Annotated in this window: 19 protein-coding genes and 1 pseudogene; 17 read left to right on the top strand and 3 right to left on the bottom strand. The window is 73.1% G+C overall.

Translation table 11 applies throughout. From position 1 onward, the window contains the following. Nucleotides 1-15: 15 nt before the first annotated feature. Entirely contained in the window at nucleotides 16-1257 is a 1242-nt protein-coding gene (locus FM110_RS07435) for a DUF4032 domain-containing protein (RefSeq protein ID WP_087104110.1), read from the bottom strand. Between the two features lie 204 nt (nucleotides 1258-1461). Then, a complete protein-coding gene (locus tag FM110_RS07440) occupies nucleotides 1462-2547 on the bottom strand; it encodes an ABC transporter ATP-binding protein (protein ID WP_087104112.1) in 1086 nt (361 codons plus the stop codon). A 142-nt stretch (nucleotides 2548-2689) separates the two neighbouring features. On the opposite strand from FM110_RS07440, the gene FM110_RS07445 reads away from it, so the two are divergent. Together FM110_RS07445 and FM110_RS07450 are read left to right on the top strand one after the other, a co-directional pair. Continuing rightward, entirely contained in the window at nucleotides 2690-3457 is a 768-nt protein-coding gene (locus tag FM110_RS07445) for a peptide deformylase (protein WP_234992030.1), read from the top strand. Between the two features lie 119 nt (nucleotides 3458-3576). Then, nucleotides 3577-4323, top strand: a complete 747-nt coding sequence (locus FM110_RS07450; RefSeq protein ID WP_234992032.1) for a hypothetical protein — start codon at nucleotides 3577-3579, stop codon at nucleotides 4321-4323. A gap of 73 nt (nucleotides 4324-4396) precedes the next feature. Here the strand turns inward: FM110_RS07450 and FM110_RS07455 are convergent, their stop codons facing one another. After that, nucleotides 4397-4909, bottom strand: a complete 513-nt coding sequence (locus FM110_RS07455) for an inorganic diphosphatase (RefSeq protein WP_087104115.1) — start codon at nucleotides 4907-4909, stop codon at nucleotides 4397-4399. A gap of 170 nt (nucleotides 4910-5079) precedes the next feature. Between FM110_RS07455 and FM110_RS07460 the strand changes: the two genes are divergently transcribed. The 15 genes and pseudogenes from FM110_RS07460 to FM110_RS07525 all read left to right on the top strand — a co-directional run. Beyond that, nucleotides 5080-6474, top strand: coding sequence for a D-alanyl-D-alanine carboxypeptidase/D-alanyl-D-alanine-endopeptidase (locus tag FM110_RS07460; RefSeq protein WP_087104117.1), 1395 nt, complete (start codon nucleotides 5080-5082; stop codon nucleotides 6472-6474). After that, entirely contained in the window at nucleotides 6474-7628 is a 1155-nt protein-coding gene (gene tilS, locus FM110_RS07465; protein WP_087104119.1) for a tRNA lysidine(34) synthetase TilS, read from the top strand. Before FM110_RS07460 ends, tilS begins: the two co-directional genes overlap by 1 nt. 37 nt (nucleotides 7629-7665) lie before the next feature. Beyond that, on the top strand, nucleotides 7666-8253 hold the full coding sequence (hpt, locus tag FM110_RS07470) for a hypoxanthine phosphoribosyltransferase (protein WP_087104121.1): 588 nt from the start codon (nucleotides 7666-7668) through the stop codon (nucleotides 8251-8253). A gap of 3 nt (nucleotides 8254-8256) precedes the next feature. Continuing rightward, complete coding sequence (ftsH, locus tag FM110_RS14545; protein ID WP_143276309.1) at nucleotides 8257-10296, top strand: ATP-dependent zinc metalloprotease FtsH; 2040 nt, start codon at nucleotides 8257-8259, stop codon at nucleotides 10294-10296. Between the two features lie 8 nt (nucleotides 10297-10304). Then, nucleotides 10305-10862: a GTP cyclohydrolase I FolE gene (gene folE, locus FM110_RS14550; protein WP_407641035.1), complete on the top strand. Its 558-nt coding sequence runs from the start codon at nucleotides 10305-10307 to the stop codon at nucleotides 10860-10862. Between the two features lie 19 nt (nucleotides 10863-10881). Next, nucleotides 10882-11775 (top strand): dihydropteroate synthase, encoded by an 894-nt coding sequence (gene folP / locus FM110_RS07480; protein WP_087104123.1) that lies wholly within the window; start codon nucleotides 10882-10884, stop codon nucleotides 11773-11775. Then, a complete protein-coding gene (gene folK, locus FM110_RS07485) occupies nucleotides 11775-12659 on the top strand; it encodes a 2-amino-4-hydroxy-6-hydroxymethyldihydropteridine diphosphokinase (RefSeq protein ID WP_087104125.1) in 885 nt (294 codons plus the stop codon). The genes folP and folK overlap by 1 nt, the downstream gene beginning before the upstream one ends. A 13-nt stretch (nucleotides 12660-12672) precedes the next feature. After that, nucleotides 12673-13182, top strand: a complete 510-nt coding sequence (locus FM110_RS07490) for a DUF3180 domain-containing protein (RefSeq protein WP_087104127.1) — start codon at nucleotides 12673-12675, stop codon at nucleotides 13180-13182. Between the two features lie 120 nt (nucleotides 13183-13302). Next, complete coding sequence (locus tag FM110_RS07495) at nucleotides 13303-13869, top strand: PH domain-containing protein (RefSeq protein WP_087104129.1); 567 nt, start codon at nucleotides 13303-13305, stop codon at nucleotides 13867-13869. Further along, nucleotides 13866-15419, top strand: coding sequence for a PH domain-containing protein (locus FM110_RS07500; protein WP_087104130.1), 1554 nt, complete (start codon nucleotides 13866-13868; stop codon nucleotides 15417-15419). Before FM110_RS07495 ends, FM110_RS07500 begins: the two co-directional genes overlap by 4 nt. Further along, entirely contained in the window at nucleotides 15416-16345 is a 930-nt protein-coding gene (locus FM110_RS07505; RefSeq protein WP_087104155.1) for a Rossmann-like and DUF2520 domain-containing protein, read from the top strand. Before FM110_RS07500 ends, FM110_RS07505 begins: the two co-directional genes overlap by 4 nt. Further along, on the top strand, nucleotides 16342-17202 hold the full coding sequence (gene panC / locus FM110_RS07510) for a pantoate--beta-alanine ligase (RefSeq protein WP_087104131.1): 861 nt from the start codon (nucleotides 16342-16344) through the stop codon (nucleotides 17200-17202). The genes FM110_RS07505 and panC overlap by 4 nt, the downstream gene beginning before the upstream one ends. Before the next feature lie 47 nt (nucleotides 17203-17249). Then, nucleotides 17250-18791 carry a lysine--tRNA ligase gene (gene lysS, locus FM110_RS07515; protein WP_087104133.1) on the top strand — a complete coding sequence of 514 codons (1542 nt, stop codon included), beginning with the start codon at nucleotides 17250-17252 and terminating at the stop codon, nucleotides 18789-18791. Between the two features lies 1 nt (nucleotide 18792). Then, complete coding sequence (locus FM110_RS07520; RefSeq protein ID WP_087104135.1) at nucleotides 18793-18972, top strand: hypothetical protein; 180 nt, start codon at nucleotides 18793-18795, stop codon at nucleotides 18970-18972. A 190-nt stretch (nucleotides 18973-19162) separates the two neighbouring features. Continuing rightward, nucleotides 19163-20350: pseudogene (locus FM110_RS07525) on the top strand (ISL3 family transposase); the annotation flags it as partial. Nucleotides 20351-20565 lie beyond the last annotated feature (215 nt).

Consider the following 20565-nt stretch of genomic DNA (forward strand, 5'->3'; position numbering starts at 1 on the left):
GCCGGGCCCCTGGACCTAGGGCTCGATCGCGGGGATCGCCGTCGTCTCCGTGGCGATGAGTGACTTCTCGTCGCGCCGGTAGGGCAGCTGCGTGAGGATGTAGTCCTGGACGGCCTCGTCCATGGACACGTCCCGCTGCGCCTTCTGGGACAGGAACCACTTGTGCTCGAGGATCTCGTGGTAGTACTCGGGAGCCTCGAGCTTGGCGCGCATCGCCCGCGGGAAGGCCCGGATCACGGGCTCGTACTGCCCCTGCAGCCACTCGGCCGCCACGAACTCCTCGTCCTCGCCCTGCTGATCCGTGACCGCCCGGTACTGGTCGAGGTCGTTGAGCAGGCGGCGCGCCTGGTTCTCCTGCGCGTCGATCCCGGTCAGGCGCAGCAGACGGCGGGCGTGGTGACCGGCGTCGACCACCTTCGGCTGGATCGACACGGTCGTGCCGTCGAGGTCCGTGGTCAGATCGAGCTCGTCGACGTCGAAGCCCATGTCGTTGAGGCGCTCGACGCGCTCGGACATCCGCCAGCGCTCATCGGCCCGGAAGCTCTCGCGCTCGGTCAGCGCCGCCCACAGCTCGCCGTAGCGGGCCAGCAGGACATCGCCCACCTCGACCGCATCGGCCTCGGGGTCCATCATGTTCCCGGCCTGGAGGTCCATGATCTCGCCGATGATGTTCACCCGTGCGATGTCGAGGTCGTGCTCGCGCTGGCCGTCGGAGAGGCGCTCGTGGAACGTGCCGGTCTCCACATCGACGATGTACGCGGCGAAGGCGCCCGCGTCCCGCCGGAACAGCGTGTTCGACAGCGAGACGTCGCCCCAGAAGAAGCCCTGCAGGTGCAGGCGCACGAGCAGCACCGCGAGGGCGTCGATGAGCCGCTTGGCGGTCTCGGCCTGCGAGAGCTGGCTGAACACGGCGCGGTAGGGGAGGGAGAACTGCAGGTGCTTGGTCACGAGCACGGCGTCGAGCTCGTCGCCGTCGGGCCCCTGGCGCCCGGTGATGACGCCCACGGGCTCGACCGAGGGGATGCCGATCCGACCCAGGACGCGCAGCATCTCGTACTCGCGGCGGGCCAGGCGCTGATCGATCTCCTTGACCGCCAGGACGCGGCCCGAGACGCGGACGAACCGCACGACGTGGCGCGAGATGCCCCGGGGGAGCGCCGCGAGGATCGACGTGGGCCACTCCTCGAGGGGCAGCTCCCAGGGCAGGTCGAGCAGGGCGGGGTCGGGGCGGGAAGCCGTGATCTCCAGCGGTGCCATGGGTCCATTCTCCCTCACGCGGTGGCGGCGGCGCGCCCGGAGCGCGCCCTCGGCTCGGATCCGTGCGGATTCTCCACAGCGGGTGTCGCGCGCGTCACCCCCGGGCGGCGGGCGCCCCCGGTCCGGACCGCGCCGGATATGCGCGGAGGGCGCGCGGCTCGTGCCGCGCGCCCTCCGTCGTCCCCGCGGACGCGGGAGCGGGGATCAGTCGCCCAGGCGGGCGCCCGACTTCACGTCGAACAGGTGCACGTGGCCCTGCTTGGGACGGAAGTGGACGGTCTCGCCCTTCATCGGGGGGCGGCGGCCGTCGACGCGCGCGATGACCGGCTTCGCGCTCGGGTCCGAGCCCGCCAGGCGGCCGTACACGTACGCGTCGGCGCCGAGCTCCTCGACCACATCGACCTCGACGGCCAGGCCGTCCTCGCCCTCGACGAGCTCGAGGTCCTCGGGGCGCACGCCCACGGTGACGGCCGACTCGTTCGTGTCGGACAGCGTGGTGCGGTCCACGGGCAGGACGGCCCCGCCGAACTGGACGCCCTCGGCCGAGAGCTTCTGCTCGATGAGGTTCATGGCGGGGGAGCCGATGAAGCCGGCGACGAACACGTTGTCCGGGTGGTCGTACATGCGGCGCGGGGTGTCGACCTGCTGGAGGACGCCGCCGTTGAGGACCGCGACGCGGTCGCCCATCGTCATGGCCTCGGTCTGGTCGTGGGTCACGTACACGGTGGTGACGCCCAGGCGGCGCTGCAGCGAGGCGATCTGGGTGCGGGTGGACACGCGCAGCTTGGCGTCGAGGTTCGACAGCGGCTCGTCCATGAGGAACACCTGGGGGGAGCGCACAATCGCGCGGCCCATGGCCACGCGCTGGCGCTGGCCGCCGGACAGGGCCTTCGGCTTGCGGTCGAGGTACTGCTCGAGGTCGAGGATCTTGGCGGCCTCCTCGACGCGCTGGCGGATCTCGGCCTTCGGGGTGCCCGCGATCTTCAGGGCGAAGCCCATGTTGTCGGCCACGGTCATGTGCGGGTACAGCGCGTAGTTCTGGAAGACCATCGCGATGTCGCGGTCCTTCGGCGGGACGTCGGTGACGTCGCGATCGCCGATCAGGACGCGGCCCGCGTTGACCTCCTCGAGGCCCGCGAGCATGCGCAGGGACGTGGACTTGCCGCAGCCCGAGGGGCCGACGAGCACGAGGAACTCGCCGTCGGCGATCTCGAGGTTCAGGCTGTCGACCGCAGGGCGCTCCTGGCCCGGGTAGACGCGGCTCGAATTGTCGAAAGTCACTGTTGCCATGGTGTGACCGATTCCCTTCACCGGCAGGTACGTGCCGGACGATCCGTTGTGAAGCGGGAGACGCGCGGGGTCCCGTGCGCCGACGGGCGCGCACGACGCAGGGGGTGCGAGGAGTCAGCGGCGCGGGGGAGGAGGCCTCCCGATGACCGTGGACCCCGTCGTCCGCCTGCGCGCATCCGCGACCGGCTCCGCCGAGCATACCCCGCCGCGGGTGATACTGACGGACATGGACCTCAGCGAGCTCGTCACCAAGACCCTGTCCCGCCGCCGCGAGGACGGGACGCTGCGCATCGTGCAGGCCGGCCACCCCGCGCTGCGGGCGCAGGCGCGCGCCTGGACCGGCCAGCTCGCGCCCCAGCTGCTCATCGAGCTCGTCGAGGCGATGACGCTGACCATGCGCCGCGCCCCCGGGGTCGGGCTCGCGGCCCCCCAGGTGGGGCTCCCCCTGGCGCTCGTGGTGGTCGAGGACCCCTTCGCCGCGGGAGAGGGCGAGGAGGACGCGGAGGACGCGCTGCTGCGCCGTCGCCCCCTGCCGCTGCGGGCGTTCCTGAACCCCGCCTACGAGGTGACCGGGACGCGGCGCGTCTACTTCTGGGAGGGCTGCCTGAGCGTCGACGGCTGGCAGTCGATCGTCCCCCGCGGCCTCGAGATCGACGCCCGCGCCCTCGAGCTGGCCCGCGACGGCGAGCTGCGCGAGATGGCCGAGCACTGGAAGGGCTGGTCCGCCCGGATCTTCCAGCACGAGACCGACCACCTGGCCGGAACGCTCTGCCACGACCGCGCCGTGGCGCGCTCGATGGTGCAGGCGCAGTACACCGCCCGCTACGCCGATCTGACCGAGGCCGTACGCCGCCTGCGCCTGACCGGGGAGGTCGCCGAGCTCGGCGCCGGCGAGGTCGAGATCGGCTGACCGCGCCGAGCGCCCGTCATCGCCCGTCGAAGCGGGCAGTGCGGCTGGACGACGCCTGAGCGCCCGGTGGGCGCGGCCGCTACAGTTTCCCCGTCCGCACCCCCACGAAGGAGCCGCACATGGGTCTGCTCGACCTCTTCGACCGCAAGGACGACGCACCGAAGGCCGGCGAGTCCGCGCAGGCCGGCGGCGCGCCCGCCGATCAGCCGCTGGACGATCGCACCTTCCACATCGTCGACACGACGCTGCGCGCGCAGCGCCCGCTCGCCGCGAAGTACGTGCGCTCCCTGCGCGTCAAGCGCGCGGGCCTGAGCGACGACGAGCTCATCGCGCACGTTGAGAAGCGCTTCCTGGCCATGCTCACCGCCTCGGGCGCCGGCGTCGGCGGCGTCGCCGCGCTCCCAGGGGTCGGCACCATGGCGGCCGTCGCCCTCACCGCGGGCGAGGGCGTCGCCTTCGCCGAGGCCTGCGCGTTCCTGACCCTCGCGGTCGCGGACATCCGCGGCGTCGACATGTCCGATCCCGCGCGTCGCCGCACCGTCATGCTCGGCGTCCTCGGCGGGGAGAAGGGCGCGGAGATCATCGGCAAGGCGCTCGGCAAGCAGGGCGCGCAGTGGTCGACCGTGCTCAGCGGCGTCGCCCCCGACTACATGGTGAAGTTCGCTGACAAGCAGGTCCGCACCTGGATCAAGCGCAAGCTCGCCGCGCGCATGGGCGGCCTGTGGGCCGGGCGCCTCATCCCCTTCGGGGTCGGGGCCCTCATCGGCGGCGTCGGCAACCGCGTCGTCGCCAGGAGCGTGATCGAGGCCGAGCGCACGATCTTCGCGCAGGCGCCGAGCGCACTGCTGGACGCGCCGGAGGCCTGAGCGCCGGCTCGCCTGACGCGCAACGCCCCGCCCACTCATGCGAGCGGGCGGGGCGTCGCGCGTCTCCGGGGGCTCAGAGCTCCTGCGTGAACTCGTTGGCGTGCTCGGTGCCGACGGCGCGCTGGTAGGAGCGGCGGATCTCCGCCTCCGCGTCGGCGCGGCCCTCCCAGTGGGCGCCCTCGACGCTCTTGCCGGGCTCGAGGTCCTTGTAGACCTCGAAGAAGTGCTGGATCTCCAGGCGATGGAACTCGGAGACGTCGGTGAGCTCCTGGCGACGGATCTGGCGCTGATCGCCGACGGGGACCGCGACGATCTTGTCGTCGCCGCCGGACTCGTCGCGCATGCGGAACATGCCCAGCGCGCGGCAGCGGATCAGGCAGCCCGGGAACGTGGGCTCCTCGAGCAGTACCAGGCAGTCCAGCGGATCCCCGTCTTCGCCGAGGGTGCCCTCGATGAAGCCGTAGTCGTCGGGGTAGCGGGTGGCGGTGAAGAGCATGCGATCCAGCCGGATGCGCCCGTTGTGGTGATCCACCTCGTACTTGTTGCGGTTCCCGCGGGGGATCTCGATGGTGACGTCGAATTCCACGTGTGCTCCGTTGCGTTCGTGCCCGGGGGCGGGCGTGCGGCACTGATATACCGGACACTCTATCGTGAGGGGTCGCGCCCTCAGCCCTGAGCGGCTGGGACCATGGGCGCAGCCGGACGATGAGCACAGCGGGACGATGAGCACTGCGGGACGATGAGCACAGGAGGACCATGAGCGCCGACGGCATCTGGCGGGGCATCGCGATCGCGATGTGCATCGCGCTGCCCGCGGGCTTCTACGTCGCCGGCGACCTCGCCGACGCGTTCCCCGGGGTCCTCACGATCGACGGCGGGGACGAGGGGGCGACCGCGCGCCCGCGCGCCGTCGGCGAGGACTACGAGCGGGTGGCCCCCTCGCCGCTCATCCCGGCCTCGGCCACCGGCGTCGACGCCGCCGCGGCCCAGGACCTCCAGGCGCGGCTCGACGCCCATGCCGCCGACCCGGTCGTCGCCGGGAACCTCGCCTTCTCCGTCGTCGACGCCGAGACGGGCGAGGTCCTGGCCCAGCGCGATGCGCAGACCGCCCGCACCCCCGCCTCCACCCTCAAGCTGCTCACCGCCACCGCCGTGATGCGCACCCACGACGCGGACGACACGCTCGCGACCACCACCGTCCTGGACGGCGGCACCCTCACGCTCGTCGGCGGCGGGGACATGCGCCTGACCGAGGAGAGCCTGGGGCGCCTGGCCGATCTCGCGGCCGCGCGCGTCCGCGACAGCGGGGGAGCGCCCGTGGCGCTGCGCCTCGACGACACCCTGTTCGACGGCGGCATCAATCCGGCGTGGGGCTCCAACGGTCCCGACGGCGGCTGGGTCGCCCCGACGGCCGCGCTCGCGGTGGACGAGGGCTGGCTCGACGCGGACGAGTACGGCCGCAAATCGCCCGACCCCACGATGGACGCCGCGAACCTCTTCTCGCGCCTGCTGACCGAGCGCGGCGTCACCGTCACCGGCTCCGTCGAGCGCGCCCCGGCCCCCGAGGGCGGCCAGCGCGACGAGATCCGCTCCGCCCCGCTGTCCGACCTGGTCGAGCACACGCTGCTGACCTCCGACAACACGACCGCCGAGGTGCTCGGACGGCTCGTCGCGATCGCCCGCGGCGAGGAGGCGACGCCCGAGGGCGCCGCCCGCGCCGTCCAGGCCGAGATCACCGACCTCGCCGCGGAGAAGGGGATCGTCGCCGACGGACTGGACCTGAAGGACGTGTGCGGCCTGGCCGTCGACGACCGGGTCCCCCCCGCGCTGCTCGCCGGCGTCGTCGCCGAGCTCGACGCCGCCGGTACCTCGGCCGATCAGCGCGAGCTGCTCAGCTCCGTCCCCATCGCCGGGCTCACGGGGACGCTCGAGGAGCGCTTCACCGACCCCGAGGACGCCCTCGGGCGCGGCCTCGTGCGCGGCAAGACCGGCTACCTCGGCGGCACCTCCACCCTCGTGGGCATCGCCGCCCTGCCCGACGGCCGCCCCGTCGCGTTCTCGATCGTGGTCCACTCCTTCGAGCCGTCCTCGGGCGTCGAGGCGAAGGCCGCCGTCGACGCGATCGCCACCGAGATTGTCTCCGGTCGCTGATGGCCGGACCGCCCCCCGTCGTCGCGCGCGCCCGCACCGCCGTCCGCGCCGCGCTCGCCGCGCGCCTCGAGGACCTCGCCGACCGCACCGACCCCCAGGGCATGGCGCCCCGGCTCGTCGTGGGCGTGAGCGGCGGGGCCGACTCCCTCGCGCTGCTGGCCACGACCGCCTGGGTCGGGGCCCGGATGGGGCTCGAGACCGAGGCCGTGATCGTCGACCACGGCCTCCAGGACGGCTCCGCCGAGGTCGCCGAGCGGGCGGCCGCCGCGAGCGAGCGCCTCGGCGCCCAGCGCGCCCACGTGCGGCGAGCGCAGATCGGCGCCGACCGCGCCGGAGGCCTCGAGAACGCGGCCCGGGACGCGCGCCGCGCCCTGCTCGAGGAGGTCCGCGAGGACCGCGGGGCCCTCGCGATCCTGCTGGGCCACACCCTCGACGACCAGGCCGAGCAGGTGCTCATGGCGCTGGCCCGCGGGGCCGGTCCCCGCGCCCTGGCCGGCATCGCCCCGGCGCGCGGCCCCTGGCTGCGCCCCTTCCTGGGCACCGGCCGCGACGAGACGAGCGCGCTGCGACGACGCGACACCGAGGAGATCTGCCGCCTCCACGACGTCGAGTGGTGGGAGGACCCGATGAACGCCGACGACGCGTTCCTGCGCTCCCGGGTGCGCCACCGCGTCATGCCGCTCTTGCGCGAGGCGCTCGGCGAGCAGATCGACGAGAACCTCGCCCGCAGCGCGGACCTCGTGCGCCCCGACGCGCAGATGCTCGATGCGGAGGCGGCCGCGGCCCTCGAGTCCCTGCGGCGCGAGGTCGCCCCGGAGCCCGTCGCGCACGACGCCGTGCCCTCGCAGGATCCCCTGCTCGCGCAGGATTCCCTGCTCGCGCTCGATGCCCATGCCCTGGCCGCGCACCCGGCGGCGATCCGCACCCGTGTCCTGCGGGACGCCGCCCGCCTCGCGGCGAGCCTCGGCGGGGCCCCGTCCGACAAGTCCCTCGTTCGCCGCCAGGTGCTCGAGATGGACGCCCTGCTCGTCTCATGGCACGGTCAGGGTCCTCTCACCCTTCCGGGTAGGATCGTGCTCGCTCGCCGCGAGGGACTGCTCGTCTGGCGCCGCGCCCCTGCCGAGCCCGGAGCGCAGCAGGCCCGCCGTCGCTGACGGAGGGCGCCGAACCCCCACCACCGAGGAGCCTCGCGTGTCCACCACATCGTCTTCGCCCGCCGCGGGCTCGGGTGCCCCGAGCCTCCACGACGACGTCGAGAAGGTCCTGCTGTCGGCCGAGGAGATCGAGCAGCGCCTGACCGAGCTCGGCGCGCAGATCGCCGCCGACTACGCCGAGGAGCCGCCGATCCTGGTGGGCGTCCTCAAGGGCGCCGTCATGGTGATGGCGGACCTCGCCCGCCGCATCGACCTGCGCACCGAGATGGATTGGATGGCGGTCTCGTCCTACGGCTCGGGCACCAAGTCCTCCGGCGTCGTGCGGATCCTCAAGGATCTCGGCACCGACATCACCGACCGCCACGTCCTCATCGTCGAGGACATCATCGACTCCGGGCTCACCCTCTCCTGGCTGCTGTCGAACCTGCGCTCGCGCGGTCCCCGCAGCGTCGAGATCTGCACCCTGCTGCGCAAGCCCGAGGCCGCGCGCGTCGAGATCGACGTCCGCTACGTCGGCTACGACATCCCCAACGAGTTCGTGGTCGGCTACGGCCTGGACTTCGCCGAGACCTACCGCAACCTGCCCTATGTCGGGGTGCTCAAGCGCTCCGTCTACGAGGACTGATACATGGCCCGCACCGAGAAGACCAAGAAGCGCTCGCCGCTCGCCGGACCCGTCACCTGGGTGATCGCGGCGCTCCTCATGGGGCTGCTGCTGTTCGGCCTCCTGGGCCGTGACGGCTTCCAGCAGATCGACACGGAGCAGGGCCTGCAGCTCCTGGCCGACGGCAAGGTCAAGGAAGCCGAGATCATCGACGGCAACCAGCAGCGCGTGGACCTCGTGCTGAAGCAGCCGATGGGGGACAAGGGCACCAAGGTCCAGTTCAGCTACGTCACCGCCCGCGGCGAGCAGGTGGTCGACGCGGTGAGCAAGGCCGACCTCGAGGGCGGGTACACCGACTCGATCGCCACCAGCTCATGGCTGTCGACGCTCGCGATCTCCTTCCTGCCTCTGCTTCTCTTCTTCGGCCTGTTCTGGTTCCTCATCATGAACGCCCAGGGCGGCGGCCGCGCCATGCAGTTCGGCAAGTCCAAGGCCAAGCTCTTCAACAAGGAGTCCCCGAAGGTCACGTTCGCGGACGTCGCGGGCGCCGAGGAGGCCGTCGAGGAGCTCGACGAGATCAAGCAGTTCCTCATCGCCCCGGAGAAGTACCAGGCCGTGGGCGCCAAGATCCCCAAGGGCGTGCTCCTGTACGGCCCTCCCGGCACCGGCAAGACGCTGCTCGCGCGCGCCGTCGCGGGCGAGGCCAACGTGCCGTTCTACTCGATCTCCGGCTCCGACTTCGTCGAGATGTTCGTCGGCGTCGGCGCCTCCCGCGTGCGCGACCTGTTCTCCACCGCCAAGGAGAACGCCCCCGCGATCATCTTCATCGACGAGATCGACGCCGTCGGACGCCACCGCGGCGCCGGCATGGGCGGCGGCCACGACGAGCGCGAGCAGACGCTCAACCAGATGCTCGTCGAGATGGACGGCTTCGACCCCAACCAGAACGTCATTCTCATCGCCGCGACCAACCGCGTCGACATCCTCGACCCCGCGCTGCTGCGCCCGGGCCGCTTCGACCGCCAGATCGCCGTGGGCGCGCCCGATATGAAGGGCCGCCTGCAGATCCTGAAGGTCCACGCGCAGGGCAAGCCGCTGGCCGCGGACGTCGACCTCGAGGCCATCGCCCGCCGCTCCGTCGGCATGTCCGGCGCGGACCTTGCCAACGTCCTCAACGAGGCCGCCCTGCTGACGGCCCGCTCCGGCAACCAGATCATCGACAACCGGGCGCTGGACGAGGCGATCGACCGCGTCTCGATGGGCCCGCAGCGCTACTCCAAGGTGATGACGGAGCGCGAGCGGCAGATGACCGCGTACCACGAGGGCGGCCACGCCGTGGTCGCCGCGGCCCTGCGCAACAGCGCCCCCGTCCAGAAGGTGACGATCCTGCCGCGCGGCCAGGCCGGCGGCTACACGATGGTCGTCCCCACCCAGGACCGCAACTACCAGAGCCGCAACGAGCTCCTGGACCGCCTCGCCTACGCGATGGGCGGCTACGCGGTCGAGGAGGGCATCTTCCACGACGTCACCACCGGCCCCGGCAGCGACCTGCAGAACGCCACGAAGATCGCCCGCACGATGGTCACCCAGCTGGGCATGAGCGACCGCGTGGGCCAGGTGTTCTACGGCAGCGGCCAGGACGAGGTCTTCGTCGGCATGCAGACCGGCCAGGATCAGCAGGTCTCCGACAAGACCCGCGCGCTCATCGACGAGGAGGTGCGCCGCCTCATGGACTCCGCCCTCGACGAGGCGTGGGCGATCATCTCCGAGAACCGCGACGTGCTGGACCGCCTGGTGGTCGAGCTCCTCGAGAAGGAGACCCTGAACGAGGGCCAGCTCGCGGAGATCTTCCGCGACGTCCGCAAGCGCCCCGCGCGCGACGTGTGGCAGTCCTCCCAGGACCGCCCCGTCTTCCGGGCCCCCCTGGTCGGCGGCGATCCCCGCGCCGAGGGCGACGAGTCCGCCGACGCCGGCGAGCCCCTCGTGCCCGGCGGCTCCGAGCTGCCCCAGCCGGGCGGCGACACCGGGCCGCAGATCCCCGGCGCGCCGGGGCAGGGGTTCTGAGGGCCGTGGTGGACCAGGCGCGCATCGAGGCCGCCGTCCGGGAGATCCTCGTCGCGATCGGGGAGGACCCCGAGCGCGACGGCCTCGTCAAGACGCCCGGACGGGTCGCGCGCATGTACGCCGAGGTGTTCGCGGGGATCGGGGCCGACGCCCATGAGCCGCTCGCGACGCACTTCGAGATCGACCACGACGAGCTCGTCCTCGTGCGGGACATCCGCTTCCACTCGATGTGCGAGCACCACCTGCTGCCGTTCTTCGGCGTCGCCCACGTCGGCTACATCCCCTCCGGAGGCACCGTGACGGGACTGTCCAAGCTCGCGCGCGTCGTCGACCTGCTCGCCCGGCGCCCCCAGGTCCAGGAGCGCCTGACCACCGAGATCGCCGACGCGCTCATGGCCGAGCTGCACGCAGGCGGCGCGATCGTCGTCGTCGAGGCCGAGCACATGTGCATGTCCATGCGCGGGGCCCGGGCCCAGGGCGCGCGCACCGTCACCTCCGCCGTCCGCGGCCAGCTGCGCGAGGGCGCGACCCGAGCCGAGGCCATGAGCCTCATCCTGCGGGGCTGAGGCGATGACGTCCGCAACGATGACGTCCGCACCGGCGCCCCCGCCCGTCCCGGCCGTCCGGCACCCCGCCGGGCTGCCGCCCCATCTCGCCGCGCGCGAGGACACCCTCGTGATGGGGATCCTCAACATCACCGCCGACTCCTTCTCGGACGGCGGAGCGCATCTGGCCCCCGCCGACGCCCTCGAGCACGGTCGGCGCCTCGCCGCCCAGGGCGCGGCGATCATCGACATCGGCGGCGAGTCGACCCGGCCGGGCGCCGCGCGGGTGAGCGCGGAGGACGAGCTGGCCCGCGTGATCCCCGCGGTGCGCGCGCTGAGCGCCGAGGGCATCTGCGTGAGCGTCGACACGATGCGCGCCGTCGTGGCCGAGGAGTCCGTCAAGGCCGGAGCGATCATCATCAACGACGTCTCCGGCGGCCTCGCCGATCCCGCGATGGGCACCACCTGCGCCCGGGCCCGCACCCGGCTCGGCGAGCCGCCCGTGTACGTCGCCATGCACTGGCGCGGGCACAGCGACGTCATGGTCGCCCGGGACGTCTACGACGACGTCGCCGCGGACACCGCCCGCGAGCTCGGTGAGCGGATCGACGCGCTCGTGGCCGACGGCATCGAGCGCGATCGGATCGTCGCCGACCCCGGGCTCGGCTTCGCCAAGAACGGCGCGAGCAACTGGGAGGTGCTGGCCCGCTGGGAGCAGATGGAGGCCTTCGACCTGCCGCTCCTCATCGGCGCCTCCCGCAAGCGCTTCGTCCAGGCCCTCTTCACCGAGGAGCTCGCGGTCGACCGCGACCATGCGACCGCGGCCATCAGCGCGTACAGCGCCCTGCACGGTGCCTGGTGCGTGCGCGTCCACGACGTCCCCGGCTCGGTCGCCGCCGTGGCCGTCGCCGCGGCCCTGCGGGAGCACGCCTGATGGAGGTGCTCGCCGTGCCCCTGCCGTCGCTGCGCCGCGACCGCATCGAGCTGACGGGCCTGCGCGTCCACGGCCGGCACGGCGTCCTGCCGCAGGAGAAGATCGACGGCCACGACTTCGGCCTCGACATCGCCCTCGAGCTCTCCACCGCGCCCGCCGCGGCGCGGGACGACCTGCGCCGCACCGTGAGCTACGCGGACGTCGCGCATCTGGCCGCCGGGATCGTCGGCGGGGAGAGCCTCGACCTCATCGAGACCCTCGCCGAGCGCATCGCCGCGGCCGTGCTCGAGGCGCATCCGCTGGTGAGGGCCGTCGAGGTCGCCGTCCACAAGCCGAGCGCCCCCATCGGCCTGCCCTTCGTGGACGTGGCCGTGCGGATCCGCCGCGAGGCCGCCCCCGTCGACGCCGTCATCGCGCTCGGCTCGAACCTCGGCGACCGCCTCGCGCACCTCGAGCGGGCGCTCGCCCTGCTCGGCCAGGCCGAGGGCGTCGAGATCGCCTGGCGCGGCACCGTCGTGGAGACAGACCCCGTCGGCGGCGTCGAGCAGGACGACTTCGCCAATACCGTCGCAGGGCTGCGGACCACCCGCGGACCGTGGGAGCTGCTCGAGCTGGCCCGGACGATCGAGGCGGACGCCCAGCGCGTCCGCACCCTCCGCTGGGGCCCGCGCACTCTCGACGTCGACGTCATCGCCTGGGGGGACCTGATCCAGGACGACGAGGAGCTGACCCTCCCGCACCCGCGCGCCCACGAGCGGGCCTTCGTCCTGGCCCCGTGGGCGGCCGTCCGCCCCGATGACGTCCTGCCTGCTCGCGGCCGGGTCGCGGACCTGCTGCGCGCGGCACCGGATCGGGCGGGCGTGCGGCCCTGGGGACTGTCATGAGGGGCGGCCCGGCATGAGACCCCTCTCGATCCCGATGCTCGCCGTCGTGCTGCTCGTCTCGGGCGTCATCGGCGCGGCGCTGTCGGCCGCCGTCGCCTCGAGCGGCGCCGCGGTGCCCGTCGCCGGCTGGCTGTCCGGCATCGTCCTGCTCGCCCTCGCCGGCGTGCTCCTCGCCCTGGGCCTCCCGATGCGCCGCTACCTGCGCGAGTCCGAGGAGCGGCGCCTGACGCCCACGCTCGCGCCGCGCCGCCACCAGCTCGACCTGCCCACGGCCTACCGGACGATCCTGCTCGCACGATCGGCCGCGATCACCGGGGCGATCGTCGCGGGCCTCTTCGCGGGCCAGGCGCTGCATCTGGTCGGCCCCGGCGGCGGGGACCTCGTCCGGGCGATCCTGCCCACGGCCTTCGCCGCCCTCGGCGGCCTGGTCCTGGGGATCGTCGGGATCATCGTCGAGCGCTGGGGGACGCTGCCGCCGGAGGACGGCGGCGGCGCGGCCGACACCGAGGGCACCACCGCCTGACGCGACGGGACCGCGACGGGACCCGCGGGCCCGGGAGCGCGCAGCAGCGATCGACGATCGTCGGGCGCTTCTGGCCCTGCGTCGGCACCTCGCGGGCGGCGCGCCTGCGACGATGGAGCCATGAGCACGATCCCCGACCCCCTCGGCGGCGACGCCGCCGCTCCCGCTCCCGCCGCTCCCGCTCCCGACACTCCTGCGCCTGCCGTCCGCCTGGGAGCCGAGGGCCTGAAGCCGGTCTCCCCGCGCCTGATCCCCGCCCGCCGCCTGGCCGCGGCGATCCCGTGCGCGATCCTGCTGGCCGCCGCCGTCGGCTGCGTGGTCGTCGGGGTCCTCGCGGACCTGTGGTGGATGCACTTGATCGCGCTGCTCCCGCTGGTGATCGCCGCGCAGTGGATCCTGCTCACCGGGCGCCGCGTCCGCGCGATCGGCTACCTCGACCGCGAGGACGACCTGGTGGTCGCCAAGGGGCTCATGCTGCGCTCGGTCACGGTCACGCCCTACGGCCGCGTGCAGTCCGTCGAGGTCTCCGAGGGGCCGATCCAGCGCCGCTTCGGCCTGGCCAGCCTCTCGCTCTCGACCGCGGCGACCGCCGCGGACGCCGACATCCCCGGCCTCCCGCGCGAGGAGGCCGAGCGCCTGCGCGCGCTGCTCGCCGCCCGCGGCATCGACCGGATGCAGTCGCTGTGAACCCCGCGGACACGCAGATCGACGGGATCGTCGCGCCGCGACGGACGCATCCGCTCACCCCGCTGCTGACCGGCTGGCGAGTCCTCGCGGGCATCGTCGCCGTCGTCTCCATCCAGAACATCGCGCAGCTGGTCGAGGAGTTCTCGGTCCGGCGCGCGCTCATCGCCCTCGCCGTGCTCGTCGGGGTCCTCGTGCTGTCGATCCTCGTCAGCGCCCTCAGCTGGTGGCGCACCACGTACGAGGTGGACGAGGACGGCGTGACGCTGCGGTCGGGCCTGCTGACCCTCACGCGCCGGTCCGCGCCGCGCGACCGCATCGACTCCGTCTCCATCGAGCGGCCCCTGGTGCCGCGCATCCTTGGGCTCGCGAAGGTGCGGGTCGAGGTCGCCGGGGGCTCCGACTCCCACCTGGACATCGCCTACGTGGCCTCCGGCGACGCCGAGACCCTGCGCCGGGAGATCCTGCGGGCCGCGCAGCAGGCGCAGGCCCCGGAAGCGGGGCCCGACAGCGCGGAGCTCCACAGCGCGGGACCCGGGACCGGGGCTCCCGAGGAGGCGGCGGCGCGGTCCCCCCGATCCCTCGACGTCGACGCGGTGCGGTCCTTCGCCTACGACGGCGTGACCGACGGCGAGGAGATCGCGACCGTCCCCACGAGCCGCCTCCTGCACTCGCTCCTGCGCGACCTCGGCCTGCTGATCGGGCTCGCGGTGACGATCGTGTGGGCCGTCGCGGTGATCGGTGCGGATCTGCTCTTCGGAGACGAGGGCCTGAGCGTCGGCGCCCTCGCCGGGCTGCTCCCGGCGCTCCTGCTGGCCCCGCAGATGCTGTTCCGCCGTGTCGAGAGCGGCTGGGGCTTCGTCGCCCGGCTCACCGAGCGCGGGCTGCGGATGCGGCGCGGGCTGCTGAACACCCGCACCGACGCCATCGCCCCCGGACGCATCCAGAAGATCGCCCTGTCCCAGACCCTGCTGTGGCGCGGACCCGACTGGGTGGCCGCCCGGGCCACCGTCGCCGGCATCGGCGAGGAGATCGGCGAGACCAACAGCGCCGGCTCCGTCCTGCCCGTCGGCACCCGCGAGGAGCTCGGCCGCACCCTGGACTGCCTCATGACGCCGCTGGGCACCGACGACGATCTCGCGGCCGCGCGCGCCCTGCTCACGAGCCCGGCCCGCTCGCTCGCGGGCCACCGGGCCGTCCACCCGCTGCTGTGGATCAAGCGCCGCACCCAGGCCGTCGTGCTGCTGCCCCACGCGATCGCCGTCCGGCGCGGGATCATCACCCATTCTCTCGAGATCATCCCGCGCGAGCGCATCCAGGGCGTCTTCGTGACCCAAGGGCTCCTGGGCCGCGCGCTCGGCGCCGCCGACCTGTCGATCGCCGTCGCCGGGGCCAGCGTCCTGGTCGAGGGACTGCCCCTCGCGAGCATCGAGGCGCTCGCCTCCGAGCTCGCCGTCGATGCTGCCTGCGGCCGGCGCTACGGGGAGCAGGAGACGTGGCTGCGGCCGCGGCGAGGGCTGCCGCAGGAGCCGGCCGGGGCGGTCGCCGCATGAGCGCCGCGCCCCGCCTGGGCATCGGGATCATCGGCGCCGGCCGCGTCGGCGCGGTCCTCGGGGCCGCGCTGCGCGCCGAGGGCCACGCGATCGTCGGCGCGAGCGCCGTCTCCGCGGCCTCCCGCGAGCGCGCCGCCGCCCTGCTGCCCGGCGTCCCGATCCTCGGGCCCGAGACGATCGTCGAGCGCGCCGAGCTCGTGCTCCTGGCCGTCCCCGACGACCAGCTCGGACCGCTCGCCGCCGGGCTCGCCGCCGTCGACGCGGTCCCCGGCGGGCAGGTGTTCGTCCATGTCTCCGGGGCGCACGGCACCGGGGTCCTCGCCCCGCTCGCCGAGCGCGGATCGACCGTGATCGCGATGCACCCCGCCATGACGTTCACCGGCACCGCCGCGGACCTCCCGCGCCTGATCGGCTGCCCCTTCGGCGTCACCGCCCGCGGCGGCGCCGAGGCGATCGCCCACGCGCTCGTCGTCGAGATCGGCGGCGAGCCCGTGCCCATCGCCGAGGCCGACCGCCCGCTCTACCACGCGGCGCTCTCCCACGGCGCCAACCACCTCGTCGCCCTCGTCGCCCAGGCGCGAGCCCTGCTGGCCCAGATCGGCATCGTGGACCCGGGGGAGTACCTGCGCCCGCTGCTCACCGCCGCGCTCGAGGAGTCCCTGCGCCGCGGGGCCGCGGCGCTCACCGGTCCCGTGCGGCGCGGCGACAGCGGCACCGTCGCCGCCCACCTGGAGGCGATCGCCGAGGCCGACGCCTCCCGGGGGAGCACCCAGCCGGGTGATGTGGCCGACACCTACCGCGCCCTCGCCCTCGCGGCCCTCGCCCGGGCGGGACTGAGCGCGCAGGACGAGGCCCGCGTCCGTAGGATCCTGTCGCCCGAGCCCGCCGCGGAGGCGGGACAGGCAGACCAGGAGGACCCGTCGTGACCGCACCCGCCACCGCCCAGCTCATCACCACCAAGGCCGAGCTGCGTGCGCGCCGCGCCGCTTTGATCGGCCCGGTCGTGGTCGTCATGACGATGGGCGCCCTGCACGACGGGCACGTCGCGCTCGTCCGCCGGGCCCGCGAGGTCGCGGGCGACGAAGGCGCCGTCGTGGTCACGGACTTCGTCAACCCCCTGCAGTTCGGCCCCCACGAGGACTTCGACGCCTACCCGCGCGACCTCGCGGCCGACGTCGCCCGCGTCGCCGGCCTCGCCGACATCGTCTTCGCCCCCGCCGTCGAGGAGATGTACCCCGTGCTGCCGCCGCTCGTCTCGGTCGCCGTCGGGAGGCTCGGCACCGTGCTCGAGGGCGAGTTCCGGCCCGGGCACTTCGCCGGGGTCGCGACCGTCGTCACCAAGCTCCTGCAGCTCGTCCGGCCCGACGTCGCGGTCTTCGGCCGCAAGGACGCCCAGCAGCTCGCGCTCGTCCAGCGCCTCGTCGCCGACCTCGACATCCCCTGCCGCATCGAGCCCGTCGCCATCCAGCGCGAGCCGGAGGGCCTCGCGCGCTCGAGCCGCAACGTGTACCTCTCCGCCACCGGGCGCGAGCAGGCCCTCGCGCTGTCGCGCACCGTCCGCGCCGTCGAGGCCGCCGCGCCCAGCGCCTCCGGCATCCTCGCCGCGCTCGCCTCGGAGGCCGGCGCCCCCGGGCTCACCTGGAACTACGCCGCCGCCGTGGACCCCGCCACCTTCGAGCCCATCGACGAGTCCTACCGTGGGGAGGTGCTCGTCGTGCTCGCCGCGCGCGTCGAGGGCACCCGTCTGCTCGACTCCACTGTGGCAGAGGCGACAGAGGCCTGAGGCTCCCGGACGCCGTCCCGCGGCGACCGTTTGAGACAATCGCTCCCATGAGCGACGCCCAGCACCGAGCCCCCGCCGCGACCGACGCCGCCGCGGCAGATCACGAGGTCCTCGACACCTCCGACCAGATCGCCGTCCGCCGGGCCAAGCGCGAGCGCCTGCTCGAGCGCGGGGAGGAGGCCTATCCGGTCTCCGTGCCCGTCACCGACACCATCTCCCACGTCCGCGAGGCCTACGGGCATCTCGAGGCCGGCGAGGAGACCCAGGACGTCGTCGGCATCGCCGGGCGCGTCGTGTTCATCCGCAACACCGGCAAGCTCTGCTTCGCCGCCGTCCAGGACGGCGCGGGGGAGCGGGTGCAGGTCATGCTGAGCCTGAAGGAGGTCGGCGAGGAGCGCCTCGCGGCGTTCAAGGCCGACGTCGACCTCGGCGACCACGTCTTCTTCCACGGCCGCGTCGGCAGCTCCCGCCGCGGCGAGCTGAGCGTCTTCGCCGACGCCTGGCAGATGGCCGCCAAGGCCGTGCGCCCGCTGCCCGTGCTGCACGCCGGGCTGTCGGAGGAGTCGCGGGTGCGGCGCCGCTACGTCGACCTCATCGTCCGCCAGGAGGCCCGCGACACCGTGCGCCTGCGCTCGAAGGTCATGACGTCCCTGCGCGAGTCCTTCGCCGAGCGGGACTTCGTGGAGATCGAGACGCCGATGCTCCAGGTGATCCCGTCCGGCGCCGCCGCCCGCCCGTTCGTGACGCACATGAACGCCTTCGACATCGACGTCTTCCTGCGCATCGCCCCGGAGCTGTACCTCAAGCGCGCGGCCGTCGGCGGTCTCGAGCGCGTCTTCGAGATCAACCGCAACTTCCGCAATGAGGGCGCCGATTCCACGCATTCCCCGGAGTTCGCGATGCTCGAGGCCTATCAGGCCTACGGCGATTACGACTCCATCGGCGTCCTCACCCGCGAGCTGGTCCAGGAGGCGGCGCGGCGCGCCACCGGATCGGAGATCGTCACGCTCGCCGACGGCAGCGAGTACGACCTCTCGGGAGAATGGGAGCAGATCACCGTCTACGGCTCTCTCTCGCAGTCCCTCGGGCAGGAGATCACGCCGGAGACGAGCGTCGAGGAGCTGCGCGCGATCGCCCGCTCCCTCGACCTCGATCTCGACCACCCCAAGTACGGGCACGGCAAGCTCGTCGAGGAGCTCTTCGAGCACCGCGTCGGCGACGACCTCCACCGCCCCACCTTCGTGCGGGACTTCCCGGTGGAGACGAGCCCGCTGGTGCGCGCGCACCGCTCCGTGCCGGGCGTCGTCGAGAAGTGGGACCTGTACGTGCGCGGCTTCGAGCTGGCCACCGGCTACTCCGAGCTCGTGGACCCCGTGATCCAGCGCGAGCGCTTCGAGCAGCAGGCCCGCCTCGCGGCCCAGGGCGATGACGAGGCCATGCGCCTGGACGAGGACTTCCTCGAGGCCATGGAGCACGCGCTCCCGCCCACCGGCGGCATGGGCATGGGCATGGACCGCCTGCTCATGGCCCTGACCGGCCTGGGCATCCGCGACACCATCCTCTTCCCGCTGGTCAAGCCGGAGGCCTGAGATGGAGCTGCTCTACGAGCTCGGCTCGCTCGTCCCGCCAATCCTCACGGGTCTGGCGTTCTGGTTCGTCATGCGCGCGCTCCTGCGGGCCGACCGCCGCGAGCGCGAGGCCGAGCGGGCCGCGGAGCGGGAATGGGAGCAGCGGCACGAGAGCGGCGGGGGCGTCGGCCCGCGGGACTGAACGCCCGATGGCCTCGTGCGGAACCCCCGGCGGGTATTCGATTCCCGTTTTCCCGGAGCAATCCCCGAGAGCTTTTCCGGCTCTTCGCAGTTGACGGTGTAGTCGGGGGTGGGCGGCTGGTTCGTGGATAGACGTCGAGGTCTTCCAAGATGGAAGTTCCTACACTGCTCATCCGCCGGAAGACCTCGACTTGCACCACGCTACCTTCGCCGCGCCCGACCTGACCACGTTCTGCCGTCTCGACGAGCTCGGCCTCGAGGTCGTTGGGCAGCGTCTCGAGCCAGATCGGGCGGTGATCGAGTGCCGCGTCGTCGAGGACGACCCGTGGTGTCGGAAGTGCGGCGCCGAGGGCGCGCCACGGGACACGGTGACGCGCCCGCTGGCGCATGAACCGTTCGGGCACCGGCCGACGACGCTGCTAATCCGGGTGCGCCGCTACCGGTGCGTGTCCTGCCGCCGCACCTGGCGGCAGGACACGTCGAAGGCGGCCGCGCCCCGGGCGAAGATCTCCCGCGGCGGGATCGGGTGGGCACTCACTGCGATCGTGGTCGACCACCTCACCGTCTCGCGCGCCGCCGCCGGTCTCGGGGTGTCGTGGCACACCGCGAACACCGCGATCCTCGCCGAAGGCAAGCGGCGCCTCATCGACGACCCGGCCCGGTTCGACGGGGTCACCACGATCGGCGTCGACGAGCACGTCTGGCGACACACCCGATTCGGCGACAAGTACGTCACCGTGATCATCGACCTCACGCCCGCCCGCGAGAAAACCGGCCCCGCGCGCTTGCTGGACATGATCGAAGGCCGCTCCAAGTCCGTCTTCAAGCAGTGGCTCGCCGCCCGCCCTGCGGACTGGGCGAAGCGGATCGAGGTGGTCGCGATGGACGGCTTCGCCGGGTTCAAGACCGCTGCCGCCGAGGAACTCCCCGACGCCGTCCCCGTCATGGACCCGTTCCACGTGGTCCGCCTCGCCGGCGACGCGCTGGATGTCTGCCGGCGTCGGGTCCAGCAAGACACCACCGGTCACCGCGGGCTCAAGGGCGACCCGCTCTACAAAGCCCGCCGCACCCTGCACACCGGGGCGAGCCTGCTCACCGACAAGCAGCGGGCACGCCTGGACGCAGTGTTCGCGAGCGAGGAGCACGTCGAGGTCGAGGCGACCTGGGGCATCTACCAGCGCATCGTCGCCGCCTACCGGGAACCCGACAAGAAGAAGGCCAGGCAGGCCATGCAGGCGGTGATCGCCACGATCACCACCGGGGTTCCCGCGGCGCTCGTGGAGATCCGCAAGCTCGGCCGCACCATGAAGCAACGCGCCGCCGACATCCTCGCGTACTTCGACCGGCCCAGCACCTCCAACGGGCCCACCGAGGCGATCTGTGAGTCTGGATCTGGCTGGTCTGGGACTGGCCGGTCAGGATGGATGTCGGTCGTATCGAACCGGGTGTGACTCTCGAAGCAATTGGCCCGCTTGCGGTGTCTTCCCGTTGAATTGTCCGCCCGGTCGGTGCGGCCGACACCGTCCGGCCCACCTCGGTGACCTCATCAGGAGACTGCCCGGCCCTCGGGCCGTGGCCCATCACAGATTCGCCC

This window comes from Brachybacterium nesterenkovii (assembly GCF_900163655.1).
Taxonomy (GTDB): Bacteria; Actinomycetota; Actinomycetes; order Actinomycetales; family Dermabacteraceae; genus Brachybacterium; species Brachybacterium nesterenkovii.